The sequence below is a fragment of the Pedobacter sp. SAFR-022 genome (genome assembly GCF_051965375.1).
GTDB lineage: Bacteria > Bacteroidota > Bacteroidia > Sphingobacteriales > Sphingobacteriaceae > Pedobacter.
In genome coordinates, this window is record NZ_JBQCME010000002.1 from 82,329 (window position 1) to 97,198 (window position 14,870).

A 14,870-nucleotide genomic window follows, 5' to 3' on the forward strand; every position below is an offset into this window, starting at 1 on the left:
TTACCATAGATAACAACCTGTCAGGTATTTAGTTGATGCAATAAACCAGCATATTAGATAATTTCGATTTCCTTTTCTTCCAGCACTTCGAAGATCTGTGCAATCACCAGACTTCTGGTAAGATCGGCTTTCGCAATACTCTTACACCAGAAATAGATCTTGATGTTGCTGCTGGATTTGCTTACCGGGCTGATCATGATAACGGGTTCTTTGTTCACAAAAACATTGTCATTTGTGGTAACGATCTCCCGGATCTGGTTAACGACCTCCGTTGAGTTGAAGGGCTTCCTGATGCTGAGTGCAATGTCCACGCGCATTTGGTTATTGCTCAAAGTCCAGTTGATGATGTTATTAGATAAGATGGACCCATTAGGAATTATGATTTCAGCACCTTCATCCGTAAGTAGGGTACTGGCACGGACACCGATCTCCTTTACACGGCCTTTTTTGCTGCTTAGCTCCACAACGTCGCCGATCCGGATAGTTTTATCAAAGATCAGGATGATACCGGAAACAAAATTACTTACGATATTCTGCAAACCCAGACCAATACCCACACCGAGTGCACCCAGGATAACCGTGATTTTGTCTATCGGTAAACCGGATGCTGCTACCGCAATCATAAAGCCGCCGATCAACAGCACCAGTCGCGTCACCAACAGCTTTGATCGTTCGCCTTTGTTGTCTTCAATGCCGTCATCGCCAGTATCGCCGAAGAAATAAGCAATATACTTTTGCAGAAAGTTCGCTGTCCAGATGATACTTAAGAAGAGCAAAATGCCACCAAAGGTAAAGGAGAAATTTCCGATTGTTCGTTGCTCGGTAAGTACCTCCGTTAAAGCGTCATAAAGACTATTGAAGATGTTCAGGTTGGTTGAAAATATAACCAGCCAAAGTACAATGGCCAGAATACCTGTGATTCGTTTTAAGCCCGCGCTAACCGGCTGCCAGTCGAAATACTCGGGGTAGCCTTTACGGATCCTGCTGCTCTTCATCTGGAGTAAGAACGCTTGTACCAGGACTTTCGAAAGAATAGTTAGGGAGATCGAGTTTACTAAGGCATTCACGCCGGTTGAATAGAAGATCTGTGTCAAGGTAAAGCGGCCAAACAGGTTACATATCGTTGCAATGAACGCAAAGCCCGTGTAGATAAAAATTGTTGCCACGATCATCTTGTAACGTCTGGTTTCTTCGCTCATCCTGCGGAGAATGCTGATGCCGAAAATAGTTGAACTAACGCTCAGGAACAGCAGCAACCATCTTTGTGACCAAGCTGGCATGCCCAGCAGGCGCAGCACCACCGGCGCAATCAGCAATACTGCAAAAATGCACCAGTGAATGAACAGCTTCTGCGACAGCTTTTGGCGGAAAAACGCCGTTAGTGCAAGGGCCAGTAAGATCTGTACCGACTCAATATATAGTGCCGGAGCCTTGAGGTCGAAGACCGGTGCCAGGGTAAACAGCATGATCATGGTAATTAGAAATGACCTTTGCTGGAGCAACGTGAAATCTTCAAGTGCCTCCCGGCGTTCATGCTGCTTCACACTGCGAAAATTAAAGTACACCCAGATGAAGAAGGTGATGCAGGTAAGCAGCAGGAATGCACGGCTGCTCCGGGTATATACAAAGTAATACGTCGAGACTTCTTTTTCACCGGAAATGAAGTTTCGAAAGCCCGGGCCTTTAGCTCGTTTTTTTACTGGTTCCCAAAGGTAGCGCCGTTCCTTACTGAAAGCTTTTATGCCGACCGCATCCAGCTGTCGGTCGGTAAGATACATTAGCTCTTTGATGTTGATCAGGTTTGCAGAGGTCCTTGCCTGCAGATCGTTAATGCTGGTGGTTGTGGTTTTAAGAAGGCTGTCCATAACCTGAGCTTTTTGTTTAAGTTCCGCAAATTGGTCTTTAAACATCACGCGCATTTCTGGTAGCGTAAATAGCTTCGTCAACACCGTATCTTCCCGAAGTTTTAGAATTTCCGTCTTTAGTGCTCTCAGTTCCTTTTCATATTCATCCAGATCTGCCAGGCACTCCATGTTGTTGGTTTGAAGTTGTTCGAGCAGTGTTTGGTCCATCTGCAGGTTTTGCAAATTCAGAATTCTTTCACTTTGGGTGAGTCTGCTTTTGAGCAGTGCCAGTGCATCTTCGTCCCGCCTAAGATAATTCTTGATGGGCTTCAGTTTCGTAAAAGAACCTACCGTAGCCGGAACTTTGTTTACAGTTTCGAATACTTTTTGAAGATGTACGAGGTAGTCGCCCTTAGTCAGCGTTGCTGAATCCGAAAGAATTGACATATCTGGGCCCTGGGATGCCGGGGTATTTTGTGCCAGCAGGGGAATGGTTAGGAATATTGCGGTAAGGAACGTGTTGATGAAAAGGAATGTTTGATGGACGTTTTTCTTCGGTCTCATTGCTGTTTGGATACGCTATGTACTGGAGCAGGATGCTTCAGTTGCGCAAAAATACGCATCGCAAACGTGATTTACGCAGTGTATTGGAGAATGGGTATAATCCTTCAAACCAAAGGACCTTTAGGTCGGTTTATATCTTATTTCAGCAATAAACAAACAACATGACGACATTGGCACCTGTGCAAACTCCGGAGATCACGAAAAAACTGCTGCCTATGATCCTGGCGACCGCGATCTTCATGCAGATGCTGGATTCCACCATTTTGAATACTTCTCTGCCAGCAATTGCAAAAGACTTGAAGGAGTCGCCCTTGAACATGCAGAATGCAATTATTAGTTACGTACTAACCTTGGCGGTTTTTATGCCGGTCAGCGGTTTTCTCGCGGATAAGTTTGGTACTAAAAAGGTTTTCATCTTTTCGTTAATCCTGTTTAGTGTAGGTTCATTATTTTGTTCGCTTGCCCAGAATTTAACAGAACTGGTTGTTGCCAGGATGATCCAGGGGGTAGGAGGTAGTTTGATGACCCCAGTAGGGAAGCTTGCTTTGATCAGGACCTTCCAAAAACATGAGTTGCTGAAAGCCATGAACTTCGCCATCATTCCTGCTTTAATTGGGCCGGTACTGGGTCCACTAGTTGGTGGTTATATGGTCGATTACCTATCCTGGCACTGGATCTTTCTGATCAATATACCAATTGGACTGCTCGGGATTGCATTAAGTTTGAAGTACATGCCGGATTATAAGTCGCCCATTATTGATTTTGACCTTAAAGGCTTTTTGATCTTTGCTGCAGCCTCCCTTTTGCTTTCCGTCGCACTGGAGTTGTTCGGCAATACGGTACATGTTACCCCGGTGCTGGTGGTGCTGTTACTCGGCTTCTTGATGTTGTTTTTTTATTATCGCCATGCTTCCAGGGATAACAATCCAATCTTTCCGCTTGATCTCTTCCAGGTTAGAACCTTCAGGGTTGGTATTCTCGGTAACCTGGCTACAAGGCTCGGTATCAGCGCTATTCCACTTCTGTTGCCGATGATGATTCAGATCGCCTATGGCCGGTCGGCAGTTACCTCTGGCTGGATCGTTGCACCTATGGCGATTACAGCGATGTTTGGAAAGTCTGCGGTGATCGGGATATTGGACCGGTTCGGATACCGTGCAACGTTGATGACCAATACTTTCATTATCGGAATTCTGATCTGCAGTATGGCTATCCCGGCGGTAAGTGCCTCCATTTACTGGTATATGCCGATCATCGCTATACTCGGGTTCTTTAACTCCATTCAGTTTACGGCCATGAACACGATCTCCATCGCCGATTTGCGGCAATACCAGACCAGCAGTGGAAACTCGCTCGTTTCTGTTAACCAGCAGTTGGCAATTGGCTTCGGTGTGGCCTTCGGGTTATTGGTGCTCAAGTTTTTCCAAGGGGATGTTAAGTTAATTCATGACGAGATCCATAATGCTTTCAGGTATACCTTTCTGGTTGTGGGTAGTCTGACTATTTTATCTGGTGCAATATTCAGGAGACTGCATTTCAAAGATGGAGATAATATGAAGTCGGAGTAACATCAGGAACTCAGGCATCTCATTTCGGTCTGAGGTTTAAGGATAAAATACCTACGTATAGCGATTTGCAGCAAAGTTCGCCCTTAGTATTTTTATAAAGTGCTGCCCTGCGCCAGGATCGCCGCGGGTACATTCCGGTTGTTCAAATTAAGAGCAGCATACGTAACATTTTTCAGGAATTTAAATCAAATCACTGTAAATCAGTTTGATATACTCGTTCTGATTGATGTTGCTTAACCTAAACCCGTTAAAAAATGAAAGTATTGAAGGTGCTTCTTGTGCTCTTTGGAATTGTTGTTATCATGGTTGCTGCTGCAGCTGCCTATCTCAAAATTGCCCTTCCTGATACCGGGAAAGCGCCTGTGATTACGGTATCATCCAGTGCGGAGCGGATTGAAAATGGGCGTTATCTGGCCAATCATGTAACCGTCTGCATGGATTGCCATAGCTCAAGAGATTGGGCCCTTTTCGCAGGTCCAATGAAAAAGGATGGATTTGGTGCCGGAGGAGAGGTGTTCAATGAGGAAATGGGTTTCCCGGGCACTTTTTATGCGCCTAATATCACCCCTTATGCACTGAAGAATTGGACAGATGGGGAAATTCTACATGCCATTACTACCGGGGTAAACAAGGATGGCAAAGCATTATTTCCGCTCATGGCAGCGCATCGTTTTGGAAAGATGGATAGAGAGGATGTTTACGACATCATAGCTTATCTGCGTACCCTGGATCCGGTGGCAAAAGATATTCCAAACTCGCAGGCCGACTTCCCGGTAAACTTTATCATGAACACCATGCCGCAAAAAGCAGCTTTCCAGAAAAAACCGCCAGTTCAAGAGACCGTCATGTACGGTGCATACCTGGTCAATGCTGCCGGCTGCGTGGATTGCCACAGCCAGACCGATAAAGGTAGTGTGATCAAAGGCACCGAGTTTGGTGGCGGGATGGAGTTCCGAATGCCAACCGGCATTGTACGATCGCCAAACATTACTGCAGATCAAAGTACGGGTATAGGTGCCTGGAGTAAAAGCGCTTTTGTACAGCGGTTTAAGTCTTATGCAGATTCCAATTACCATGCTCCAAAAATTGCAAAAGGCAGCATGAACACGCCTATGCCCTGGAGCATGTACGCTGGCATGAAAGCACAAGACCTCGAAGCTATATACGCTTATTTGACCAGCATTGAGCCTTTGCAGCATCAGGTTGTGAAGTATTCCCCTCAACCATGATGATTTCATAAATTGTCTTTGGAGGGTGCTGGCTCATAACATTAGTTAGTTTTTTTTGCCTTAGTTCAAGAAATTCCTATTTTACCCGAACAGTAAAAACTAAACCACTAGTCTGACCATGAGCGTTAAACAGTTATGCAATCGCGTAATCCTCTCCCTATTGTGCTTCGTTCCGCTAATGACGATTGCTCAATACAAGCATCCATCTGCTGTGACGAAATTAAACTTGCTACAACAGGAATTTGTTGACTTGCGTTTCGGCATGTTCATCCATTACAACATTCCAACCTATGCAGATGCGGACTGGCCTGATCCAGAAGCATCCATTACACTGTTCAATCCTAAAAAATTAGACGCTAACCAGTGGGCGAAAGCGGCTAAATCAGCAAACATGAGTTATGGTTGTCTTACAACAAAGCACCATAGTGGTTTTAGCATCTGGGATACCAAGACCACAGACTATAATGTGATGAACAGTCCTTATGGAAAGGATGTTGTAAAGCAGTTTACCGATGCTTTCCGGGCAAATGGTTTGAAAGTGATGTTGTACTATTCCATTCTTGATACGCACCACAAGCTCAGACCCAACCAAATCAGCCCTAAACATATTGAGATGGTTAAGGCACAGATCACCGAACTACTTACAAAATATGGAAAAATTGAGGCGTTAATTATTGATGGCTGGGACGCGCCATGGTCGAGAATCTCTTATGACGATATTCCATTTGAAGATATCTACCACCTGATTAAGCGCCTCCAACCAGATTGCCTTGTAATGGATTTGAATGGCGCAAAGTATCCAGCTGAAGGATTGTACTACACCGATATTAAAACCTATGAGATGGGTGCCGGGCAGCGGATGGCGAAGGAGAGTAAGCGGATGCCGGCACTAGCTTGTTTACCGATCAATAAAAATTGGTTTTGGAAAACGGACTTCCCCTCTAAACCTGTGCGTGATCCTAAGGAGATTGTAGACAGTTTGATTCGTCCGCTGAATGCGGCGAGCTGTAATTTCATCCTGAATGTCGCGCCAAATCGTGATGGGCTGATTGATGATAATGCAATTGCAGCCTTAAAAGCCGTTGGCAAGTTATGGAGGAACGAGGGGCCTACAGCAAAGCTGCCAGCATTGGACCTGCCAATTATCTCGAGCAACCTTGCAAATCATCAGCCGAGCAACTCCAGTTGGAGTGAGGACATGAACATCATGGACTTTGGCAATGATGATGATTTTGAAACCAGATGGCAATCTTATCGCACCGTGAAAAATCCCTGGTACGAAGTAGACTTCACTAAGGATAAGCAGTTTAATGTGATTGTGATCGCTGAACCGGAGGAAAACATTAAGCGCTATACCTTATCCTACTGGAATGGTACAACCTGGAAGCAGTTTTTCAGCGGTACAAATGTAGATAAGATTAAACTGCATCGTTTCGATCCACTTTGGGGTAGCAAGGTACGCATGGAGATTCTAGAGTCTGCAAAGCCTGCTGAAATTTCCGAGTTCCAGGTGTATCAAGAGCGTGCATTTGAGCAGGCCCAGTCTAAAGGTTAAGTCTTGTTCCACTAATCTCCCCCGTTAATTCCGGGTTTTCCGTCGTAAATCAAACAACCAGACACATTCCAGAAACTGAAGCTAGTTCCCTCCGGTTTTCCCTGAGGGATCTGCACTTTGATGGTGTGCTGACCAGCTTTTAAGTCTCCCAGATCAATATAGTTGGGGTTGGTTACAGTGCCTGGACACCAATTTGAGCGACTTAAATCTGATGAGGATAGCCCATTGGCGAAGTTTCCGGAAACGGGATTGAAGAGGCGGTAGGAACCACAGTCTACACGCCAGGGAACAAATTTGAACGCGACGTTGCCATCAAGGGAGATGCGGTTCTCCTTCGGCACAAACTCGTCGCCATTACCCCAGCCACCGTGTCCTGTAGTAATGTATCTTAACTTTACGTCTTTAGCATCTTCCGGTAGGGTAAAGCTAACTTCAAGACCTTTTTCCGCGCCGAATAATGTGGCATATTCCTGTCCGCCCATCTCCATCACGTTTGTGGTATTGAACACAGACAGCAGCTTTTTTGTAGCGTTATTAGATTCGGCACCTGGGTGGATGGTTAATTCAAGACTTACCTTATGGCCACCTTTATCATAGTTCCCGATGTAGGTGCCGATGTACACTTCCTTTCCGACCATCAAGGGCAGGAATTCGGTAACGTCCTGGCGGTAAATTACACTGTCTTGCCAGCTCTTATTCTTCAACGTAACGCGGTCATTGAAATGTTTCACGCCAAAAGGTGTGAAGAAGCGCATTAACTCGTACACTGGTGAATAACCTTCGGTTCGTACCATGCCTAAATATTGCTTGTCATTACCGGCATCATATGCAGGTAGTTCCTTCATGCCTTTTTTCATCCCGTCCAAAAAGCTTTGTTTCTGGTCCTCTGCAATCATAAATACCGAACCTGTTCGATCGTAAGCATCCCCGTTTGATTGCTGTACGAGCTGAATGAAAGCCTGCATGCCCTCCTTTGATGCGGGTACTTTTACTTTTTTCAAGATCACTGTTCCGCTTGCAAATCGAAGAACGCTATCAGATTTCACCTGGTCACTGAAGTTGATCAATTCGTTTTTAAAAATTGGCACTTGTATGAAACGGCTTCTCCAGACCTCATCCTGGTAGGTTAGCGCATCCACCAGGTCGTCAATTTTCGGTGAAGAGACACTTGCTGGCATGGCTTTGATGCGCTCTATTTTTGTTGCAGTGATCTTGGAGTTTCCGTTGCGGTTGTACTCGAGCACTAAACCTAAATGTTGGCCAAGTTCATTTGGTGCGCCTTTTACACCCAGATCAGTGGTGTACCAGAGTTCAATAGCATTGGAATTGATACTTGTAGTTGCTTTTCTACAGTTGTAGCCTAAAATTTTGCGAGTTTCTTCGGTAACTTTCAGAGGATTTTTTTCCAGAATAGCCGAGTCCGCTGTCGCCAGCGTTTTGCTCTTTGAAAAAGTGCTGAGCCGGTAGTATACCCCAGGGTTTTTTCGATCTATGTAGAACGTTTCATATGGATAAGTTGCTGTCGAATGGAGAACCTTAGCGGATGTGATTGCCGTCTGGTCATTACTTGTGTAAACCAGTAGCGGATCCTGGCCAGGCATAACTTTGTCATTGTAGCTTCGTTCATAGCTGATCTTGTATGCGTGTTGAGCAGATAAACTGAAGGAAATCAAAGTAAAGGCAGCGATGGTTAGAAATCTGATGTTCATTGTCGGACTAGATAGATCAAGGATATTTTTGCTAAAATCGATGTTCTGATTGATTTTTCTAGTTTTGCATGAAAATAAAGATCCTTATGGAAGCAAAAATCGTTGAACTACTTACAAAGCTTAAAACGAACAGCATCTTGTTTAATGATGTCATCAGCTTTATTGAGCAGCATTATGAACATCGTCCCACTGCATTCAGGAACGGTGCGCATTCAAATGAAGCAACGCAAAACCAAGGCAGTGCTAAGGTTTTCAGCTTTGCTAAACTAAATCATCTTGAAAAAGAAGATACCCTGCAGTTGTTTGCTGAACATTACCAGTCCGTTTGCAATACGCCTGATGGCTCAGATCATCAGAACATCAGGCAATTTCTACTTCATGGCTGGGATGGAATCCAGTTTGAAGGCGAAGCGCTTCGGCCAAGGTAGCAAGTTAGCTTCTGAGGTATGAAGCACCATTGATATCGGCAATTCCGCCGCTGGTAAATTCCAGTCCTTCACTTGCATAAACGGCGACAAGTCTTGCGACCTCTTCAGGTTTAGCTACACGGCCATACGGGCTTTGCTGTTTGATAGCTTCGCCACTTGCACCTTCAAGCTTTTCTGCAGCCATTTCTGTGGAAACATAACCTGGCGCAATGATGTGTACACTGATGTTGTGGGGAGCGAGCACGAGCGCAAGCGACTGACTCATCGAGTTGATACCAGCCTTGGAAGCGCCATATGCAGGATTCTCGGGCTCACCCCGGAAAGCACCTCGCGATGAAATGTTAATGATCTTGCCCGATTGCTGAGGTACCATAATCTTCGAAGCAAAATAGCACATGTTTGCCGGCCCCATAAGATTGGCGTTTAAGGTATGCGACCAACTGTTTTGCCAATGTTCAAAGTCATCTTGCAGTATTCTATGCGGAAGGTGTACTGCCGCATTATTTACGAGAATATCCAGCCGGTCGTACTTTTCGCTAAAACGCTGGAACATCTGGGAAATGGATGTCGGGTTGCCAAGATCGAGTTGGAAGCATGCATGATTCCCCGGACCTAAGGCCTTCAATGTTTGTTCTGCAGCCTCCAGGTTTCCCGAATAGGTAAACGCAACCTGAGCGCCAGCTTCAGCGAACAGTTTTGCTGTTACGGCGCCGATCCCTCTGGATCCTCCGGTAATCAGTACCGTTTTATTTGTAAAGTCGAATTTCATGTCTAAAAATATTGATTTTGTGTTTAAGGCTATCTTCCAAATAGAGAATTTCTGGAATTTTAGGAGCTTGTTAAACTATATTGCTGGACTGAAATTTGCAACACTCATGATTTTCAAACATGCTATGGTAAACAACACACAATCATCAACAGCTTTAGGAGGGGTTAAGTTTAAAGGCCGTCTCACAAAATCGTTTGTTTTTAATCGCTGCAAGCAACTGAGCCTCATTCTGCTTTCATTTTCCCTTCTTTTCTCTTGTACTGAAAGTCAGAAAACTACTTCAGGAGCATCCGGAGATCAAAGCACGCAGAGCAGCAATGAGCTTGTCGCGGTAGGAACTGGCTCAAGACCAGCCAATGCACCTATTGTTGTTCCTTCTGATTCGCTTATTGTTCCTGGGGAAGGACTGGGAAACATTAAGCTGGATGCGGAGGCAGCACCAATTATGAAGAAGCTCGGAAAACCAGACGCTGGCGATGCTGCAATGGGGAAAGCTGTAGCAACCTGGTTCGAGCAGCACGACTCCACAGGACATGCCTTATCAATTTTCACTGCGAAGGACATGGGTAATAGTCCTGTCGCTAAAGTGAAGCAGATCCGGGTGACCGCGCCGGCATATAAGACCGAGCAAGGAATAGGTGCGTTCTCAACACTAACCGAGATTCAGAAGGTCTTTAAGGTCAGGAAAGAGAAAGGCTACCAGATTAAACAAGAACAGATCGCTGTTTATGCAGATCCCTCGGGAATAGCATTCGAGGTCGACAAAGATGGACGTTGCATTGGCATTGTTGTCTATGCAAAAGGAGATTTACATCCGGATACTTACGCCAGATTGGTGCCGGGCAGCATCATCAGCAAATAAAAAGATTTTGAACAAGCTAAAAACCTATTTCAACTGGAGTACAGGCAAGGATTCTGCGCTAGCATTACATTATTTGCTGCAAGATGAAAGGTACGCTGTCAGCCAACTCGTCACAACCATCAACCAACACCATGATCGGGTAACAATGCATGGATTGCGCAGGTCCCTGCTCCTTGATCAAATGTCCGCATTGGGCATTCCGCATCGCACAATCGAATTGCCTGAATAGCCTGATATGGAAACATACAACATATTGATGGCTGATGCCACCAGGGCTTTAAAGTCTGAGGGATTCAGCCATGCCGCTTTTGGAGATATATTTCTGGAAGATCTTAGAGCCTATCGTGAACGGCAGCTTGCACAGTTCCAGGTGGAGGCGGTATTTCCGCTTTGGCAAAAAAACACTTTGCAGCTCTTAAAAGAGTTTATAGATTTGGGCTTCAAGGCTATTGTGGTATGTGTCGATGCCAGCAAATTGGATGCTTCTTTTGCAGGCAGATTACTTGACGAAACCTTCTTAAAAGACCTGCCTGCTCATGTAGATCCCTGTGGTGAAAACGGGGAGTTTCACACCTTTTGTTTTGAAGGACCAATCTTCAAACATGCCGTACCCTTTGAGGTAGGTGAGCGCGTTTACCGGGAGTACCCTGCGCCTGCAGGCAAAGGGACAGAGGCCAGGAGTGGCTTTTGGTATTGTGATTTGCTGCAGCACCGGGGGGAGCACAAGAAAACGCCCGAGATTGATCGGGCGTTTTAAAAATTAAAAATAACGGGTGTCCAGCGTCTTGGCTGCGGAATTGTTTTATTTAACGCGTTCCACGTATTCGCCAGTGCGTGTATCAACTTTGATTTTATCGCCTTGATTAACGAACAAGGGTACTTTTAGTTCAACACCGTTTTCCGTAGTAGCCATCTTTAAAGCGCCCGAAGAGGTATCTCCTTTGACTGCTGGTTCAGAATAAGTGATCTCCAGTTCTACAAAGTTCGGTGCCTGGGCCATAATAGGCTCTTCGTTTTCTAAGGAAACCAATACGTCCATACCTTCTTTGATAAATCTTGCCGATTGACCAAACAGTGCTTTTGGCACATTGAACTGCTCGAAAGTGTTGTTGTCCATCACCACGAAATAATCTCCCTCTTCATATAGGTATTGATAATCGTTTGTCTCTACACGGCAAATTTCCACCTGTTCGTCGGTGTTCAAACGTGCTTCCACGATTCTGGAGGTCTTTATATTACGAAACTTACCCAAGTAGAATGCTCCGCCTTTGCCGGGTGTACGGTGAATAAATTCTACAACCGTAACCAGCTCGCCATTGAACCGTAATATATTTCCTACTTTGATTTCAGATGCCTTCGCCATAATGTTTAAAAAATTTGTGCCAAATATAGAGGCTTATTTGAATTATTGCGAGTTGCTTAAGGATTATGTTACACGCCCAGGCCTTTATGCTCCTGATTTCTTGTCTTAAGACAAGTGCAGAACATCTGAATTCACTTAGTTTTGATAGGGCTTCAAGCTGTTACCGGCAGCGGCCAGACGATGAGAAATCCGGCGTTTTTGGTTATTTAAATGAATAAATATGGAAAGGTTAAAATTTAACACTCAAATTGAGGCACCTGTAGAGCAGGTGTTCAACACCATGCTTGATAAAGAGGGCTACAAACAGTGGACATCCGTTTTTTGCAGTACATCTGATTTTGAAGGTAGCTGGAAAGCGGGAGAAAAGATCAAGTTTGTGGCCACGAACAAAGAAGGCAAACGGGAAGGTATGCTTGGTCGCGTGAAGGCATACGTTCCAAACGACTTTGTATCTGTAGAATATTATGGTATGCTTGATGGGGAACAGGAGGTTACCGAAGGAGAAGCTGCAGAGGGCTTCCGGGGCATGTATGAGAACTTCTCCTTTGAACCTAGCGGTAGTGGAACCAACGTCACGGTAGACGTTGATGTAGAGGATGCATTTAAAACTTACCTGTCGGAGACTTATCCGAAAGCGCTGGACCGGCTAAAAGAGATCTGTGAGCAATCATGAAAGACTTCAAAAGCATAAGCAGCTACATCAATGCCTGCCCGGAGGCACAGCGGGACCTGCTTCTCGAAATGAGAAGAATCATCAGCAAGGCAGCTCCTGAAGCGTCCGAGGCCATCAACTATGGTATGCCAACCTATAAGCTGCACGGCAATTTAGTACATTTCGCAGCTGCTAAGAAGCACATGGGCTTTTATCCAGGCCCTTCGGCGATCTCAGCATTCGCAACCGATCTGGCGGAGTATAAAACGTCGAAAGGGGCAATTCAGCTTCCGCTCCATAAGGCGCTCCCGGTAGCTTTAATCGAAGCGATTGTACAATTTAGAGTCAGGGAACAGCAGAAATTACATCAATTAAAATCAATTTAAGCCATGAATACATCGATTTTTCCATGCATCTGGTATGACGGCAATGCAGAAGAGGCAGCAACGTTTTACTGTAAAGCATTTGAAGGTGCCAGTATGAGTACATGTACACCATTGATTGTGACTTTCCAAATCAAAGGTAGGCAGTTTATGGGCATGAACGGAGGTCCGGGTGTCAAGCCGAATCCTTCAATTTCTTTTTTCAATATCTGTGCGTCTGCGGAGGAGATCCAAAATGCTTGGGACCTGCTGGCAGCGGAGGGATTGATTATGATGCCGCTCGACCAATATCCATGGAATGAGCGGTACGGCTGGGTACAGGATAAGTTCGGCGTCTGCTGGCAATTGATGCTCGCTGATGCGCAAAACAAACCTGATGTTTTTCCCGCATTGATGTTTGCTGGCGAACAAAACGGCAGGGCGCAGCAAGCGATAGATCTTTATACCTCTTTATTCAATAACGCGTCCATCGAAGTGCTCGCAAAATACGAACCCGGAGAAGGTGACATTCCTGGAAATATCAAACATGCGCAGATAATGCTTGATGGCATGAGGCTGGGTGCAATGGAAAGCAGCATGCAGCACAATTTTCAGTTTAACTGGGGTGTGAGTCTGGTCATCAACTGTGACACACAGGAGGAGATTGACTTCTTTTGGCTAAACCTTACTGAAGGAGGAAAGGAAAGCAAATGTGGCTGGTGCCAGGATGCTTTCGGAGTTTGGTGGCAAGTTGTACCAAGTATATTGGGTTCTCTGATGACTGATCCGGATAAAGCTCCTAAAGTTATGGATGCCTTTTTGAAGATGACAAAATTTGATATTGAAGCGATTAAACGTGCCGCGGCTTAAGAATTTTGGCGATATTCAGGTATGGTAATAAGAAAATTAGCATACCCGCTGTTGATGGCTTTGTTGGCCTCGAGTGTTTCTGCTTGCGGCCAGCAGAAAAATGATGGTTATTCAAACAAGGCAGCATCAAAGTATGGTACCGGTAAGGTTTACATGGGGCGGGAAATCGCGGCGGTCATGAGCTTCGATGGCGTCGACTGGCTTGAACGCAGTAGCCGTATGCAGGAAGAGCAGACAGCTTTAGCAATCAAGAATCTCCCTATCGGCAAGAATAGTGTTGTTGCAGATGTTGGTGCAGGTTCTGGTTTCTACACCTTTAAAATTGCCGAGCGGGTACCGGATGGAAAGGTATATGCCGTAGAGATTCAAAATGATGCCATCGCCTACCTGCAGCAAAAAAGCAAGGATTTGAAGCTGAACAATGTGGCAGTTGTAAAAGGTTCAGCTACGGGACCAAACCTGCCTAAACAGGCAATTGATCTGGTGATAATGGTGGATGTTTACCATGAACTCGAACATCCTAAAGCGTTTCTGGATGCTATAAAAGTGGCTTTGAAACCAGGCGGTAAGCTGCTGTTGCTGGAATATAAAGCGGAAGACCCTAACGTCAGGATCAAAGCGGAGCATAAGATGTCAGTTGCTCAGGTTCAACGTGAACTTGGCGCAAGTGGGTACCATCTCGTTCAAAGAGGCGATTTTCTTCCGCTGCAACATTTTCTGGTGTTTGAAAAGGACTAAAGTACAAACAATAGCAGCTGTTGCAGGTTGTAGTAATATCGCTTAATTTGCCTGCCGAAATGAAACAATATTTAATTACCGGGTACGACCATACTGATCCCGAAGCCTTGGAACGTCGCATGAGCGTGCGTGAACAACACCTGGAAAACGTCCGTAATCTGAAAAAGAGTGGCAACCACATTCTAGGCGGCGCCATACTTAACGATCAGGGCATGATGATCGGTTCTTCTATGGTGCTCCAGTTCGAAACTGACGAGGCTTTTAACAGCTGGCTGGAAAATGAAATATACATTACCGCAAAAGTCTGGGACAAAGTTGATATCCGTCCATTTCGTGTTGCTGAAGTATAGTGGTGGC

Annotated in this window: 14 protein-coding genes and 1 pseudogene; 11 read left to right on the forward strand and 4 right to left on the reverse strand. The window is 45.3% G+C overall.

All coding sequences use genetic code 11. The features are described 5' to 3' along the window. Nucleotides 1–53 precede the first annotated feature (53 nt). A complete protein-coding gene (locus tag ACTHQF_RS06155; protein ID WP_440429060.1) occupies nt 54–2,408 on the reverse strand; it encodes a mechanosensitive ion channel family protein in 2,355 nt (784 codons plus the stop codon). 161 nt (nt 2,409–2,569) lie between these two features. Between ACTHQF_RS06155 and ACTHQF_RS06160 the strand changes: the two genes are divergently transcribed. The 3 genes from ACTHQF_RS06160 to ACTHQF_RS06170 all read left to right on the forward strand — a co-directional run bounded on the left by ACTHQF_RS06160 (nt 2,570) and on the right by ACTHQF_RS06170 (nt 6,760). Beyond that, nucleotides 2,570–3,976, forward strand: a complete 1,407-nt coding sequence (locus ACTHQF_RS06160; protein ID WP_440429061.1) for an MFS transporter — start codon at nt 2,570–2,572, stop codon at nt 3,974–3,976. Nucleotides 3,977–4,230: 254 nt separating this feature from the next. Continuing rightward, complete coding sequence (locus ACTHQF_RS06165; protein ID WP_440429062.1) at nt 4,231–5,205, forward strand: c-type cytochrome; 975 nt, start codon at nt 4,231–4,233, stop codon at nt 5,203–5,205. Between the two features lie 118 nt (nt 5,206–5,323). Then, on the forward strand, nt 5,324–6,760 hold the full coding sequence (locus ACTHQF_RS06170) for an alpha-L-fucosidase (protein ID WP_440429063.1): 1,437 nt from the start codon (nt 5,324–5,326) through the stop codon (nt 6,758–6,760). 11 nt (nt 6,761–6,771) lie between these two features. On the opposite strand, the gene ACTHQF_RS06175 is transcribed toward ACTHQF_RS06170, so the two are convergent. Continuing rightward, nucleotides 6,772–8,469 carry a PNGase F N-terminal domain-containing protein gene (locus tag ACTHQF_RS06175; protein ID WP_440429064.1) on the reverse strand — a complete coding sequence of 566 codons (1,698 nt, stop codon included), beginning with the start codon at nt 8,467–8,469 and terminating at the stop codon, nt 6,772–6,774. 86 nt (nt 8,470–8,555) lie between these two features. On the opposite strand from ACTHQF_RS06175, the gene ACTHQF_RS06180 reads away from it, so the two are divergent. Continuing rightward, complete coding sequence (locus tag ACTHQF_RS06180) at nt 8,556–8,897, forward strand: HopJ type III effector protein (RefSeq protein WP_440429065.1); 342 nt, start codon at nt 8,556–8,558, stop codon at nt 8,895–8,897. Nucleotides 8,898–8,901: 4 nt separating this feature from the next. On the opposite strand, the gene ACTHQF_RS06185 is transcribed toward ACTHQF_RS06180, so the two are convergent. Next, nucleotides 8,902–9,666, reverse strand: a complete 765-nt coding sequence (locus tag ACTHQF_RS06185; protein WP_440429066.1) for an SDR family NAD(P)-dependent oxidoreductase — start codon at nt 9,664–9,666, stop codon at nt 8,902–8,904. Between ACTHQF_RS06185 and ACTHQF_RS06190 the strand changes: the two genes are divergently transcribed. Both ACTHQF_RS06190 and ACTHQF_RS06195 read left to right on the forward strand, forming a co-directional pair. Next, nucleotides 9,665–10,528: a hypothetical protein gene (locus ACTHQF_RS06190; protein ID WP_440429067.1), complete on the forward strand. Its 864-nt coding sequence runs from the start codon at nt 9,665–9,667 to the stop codon at nt 10,526–10,528. The genes ACTHQF_RS06185 and ACTHQF_RS06190 overlap by 2 nt on opposite strands. After that, nucleotides 10,461–11,285 (forward strand): annotated as a pseudogene (locus ACTHQF_RS06195) (ATP-binding protein). The gene ACTHQF_RS06190 and the pseudogene ACTHQF_RS06195 overlap by 68 nt, the downstream one beginning before the upstream one ends. A 45-nt stretch (nt 11,286–11,330) precedes the next feature. Here ACTHQF_RS06195 and efp read toward each other — a convergent pair. Continuing rightward, nucleotides 11,331–11,891 carry an elongation factor P gene (gene efp, locus ACTHQF_RS06200; protein ID WP_440429068.1) on the reverse strand — a complete coding sequence of 187 codons (561 nt, stop codon included), beginning with the start codon at nt 11,889–11,891 and terminating at the stop codon, nt 11,331–11,333. A gap of 220 nt (nt 11,892–12,111) precedes the next feature. Here efp and ACTHQF_RS06205 point away from each other — a divergent pair, with 220 nt between their 5' ends. The 5 genes from ACTHQF_RS06205 to ACTHQF_RS06225 are packed head-to-tail and all read left to right on the forward strand — an operon-like array spanning nt 12,112 to nt 14,863. Further along, nucleotides 12,112–12,564 carry an SRPBCC family protein gene (locus tag ACTHQF_RS06205; protein WP_440429069.1) on the forward strand — a complete coding sequence of 151 codons (453 nt, stop codon included), beginning with the start codon at nt 12,112–12,114 and terminating at the stop codon, nt 12,562–12,564. Continuing rightward, nucleotides 12,561–12,929, forward strand: a complete 369-nt coding sequence (locus ACTHQF_RS06210; RefSeq protein WP_440429070.1) for an iron chaperone — start codon at nt 12,561–12,563, stop codon at nt 12,927–12,929. Before ACTHQF_RS06205 ends, ACTHQF_RS06210 begins: the two co-directional genes overlap by 4 nt. Before the next feature lie 3 nt (nt 12,930–12,932). Beyond that, a complete protein-coding gene (locus ACTHQF_RS06215; RefSeq protein ID WP_440429071.1) occupies nt 12,933–13,775 on the forward strand; it encodes a VOC family protein in 843 nt (280 codons plus the stop codon). Nucleotides 13,776–13,796: 21 nt separating this feature from the next. After that, a complete protein-coding gene (locus ACTHQF_RS06220; protein ID WP_440429072.1) occupies nt 13,797–14,513 on the forward strand; it encodes a methyltransferase domain-containing protein in 717 nt (238 codons plus the stop codon). A gap of 59 nt (nt 14,514–14,572) precedes the next feature. Beyond that, a complete protein-coding gene (locus ACTHQF_RS06225) occupies nt 14,573–14,863 on the forward strand; it encodes a YciI family protein (RefSeq protein WP_440429073.1) in 291 nt (96 codons plus the stop codon). Nucleotides 14,864–14,870 lie beyond the last annotated feature (7 nt).

What these genes read in the sequence shown, in the direction of transcription:
- ACTHQF_RS06165 (WP_440429062.1), top strand. Translation starts at nt 4,231, where the DNA reads ATGAAAGTATTGAAGGTGCTTCTTGTGCTCTTTGGAATTGTTGTTATC.
- ACTHQF_RS06215 (WP_440429071.1), top strand. Translation starts at nt 12,933, where the DNA reads ATGAATACATCGATTTTTCCATGCATCTGGTATGACGGCAATGCAGAA.
- ACTHQF_RS06225 (WP_440429073.1), top strand. Translation starts at nt 14,573, where the DNA reads ATGAAACAATATTTAATTACCGGGTACGACCATACTGATCCCGAAGCC.
- ACTHQF_RS06185 (WP_440429066.1), bottom strand. Translation starts at nt 9,666, where the DNA reads ATGAAATTCGACTTTACAAATAAAACGGTACTGATTACCGGAGGATCC.
- ACTHQF_RS06160 (WP_440429061.1), top strand. Translation starts at nt 2,570, where the DNA reads ATGACGACATTGGCACCTGTGCAAACTCCGGAGATCACGAAAAAACTG.
- ACTHQF_RS06220 (WP_440429072.1), top strand. Translation starts at nt 13,797, where the DNA reads ATGGTAATAAGAAAATTAGCATACCCGCTGTTGATGGCTTTGTTGGCC.
- ACTHQF_RS06205 (WP_440429069.1), top strand. Translation starts at nt 12,112, where the DNA reads ATGGAAAGGTTAAAATTTAACACTCAAATTGAGGCACCTGTAGAGCAG.
- ACTHQF_RS06175 (WP_440429064.1), bottom strand. Translation starts at nt 8,469, where the DNA reads ATGAACATCAGATTTCTAACCATCGCTGCCTTTACTTTGATTTCCTTC.
- ACTHQF_RS06190 (WP_440429067.1), top strand. Translation starts at nt 9,665, where the DNA reads ATGTCTAAAAATATTGATTTTGTGTTTAAGGCTATCTTCCAAATAGAG.
- efp (WP_440429068.1), bottom strand. Translation starts at nt 11,891, where the DNA reads ATGGCGAAGGCATCTGAAATCAAAGTAGGAAATATATTACGGTTCAAT.
- ACTHQF_RS06210 (WP_440429070.1), top strand. Translation starts at nt 12,561, where the DNA reads ATGAAAGACTTCAAAAGCATAAGCAGCTACATCAATGCCTGCCCGGAG.
- ACTHQF_RS06170 (WP_440429063.1), top strand. Translation starts at nt 5,324, where the DNA reads ATGAGCGTTAAACAGTTATGCAATCGCGTAATCCTCTCCCTATTGTGC.
- ACTHQF_RS06180 (WP_440429065.1), top strand. Translation starts at nt 8,556, where the DNA reads ATGGAAGCAAAAATCGTTGAACTACTTACAAAGCTTAAAACGAACAGC.
- ACTHQF_RS06155 (WP_440429060.1), bottom strand. Translation starts at nt 2,408, where the DNA reads ATGAGACCGAAGAAAAACGTCCATCAAACATTCCTTTTCATCAACACG.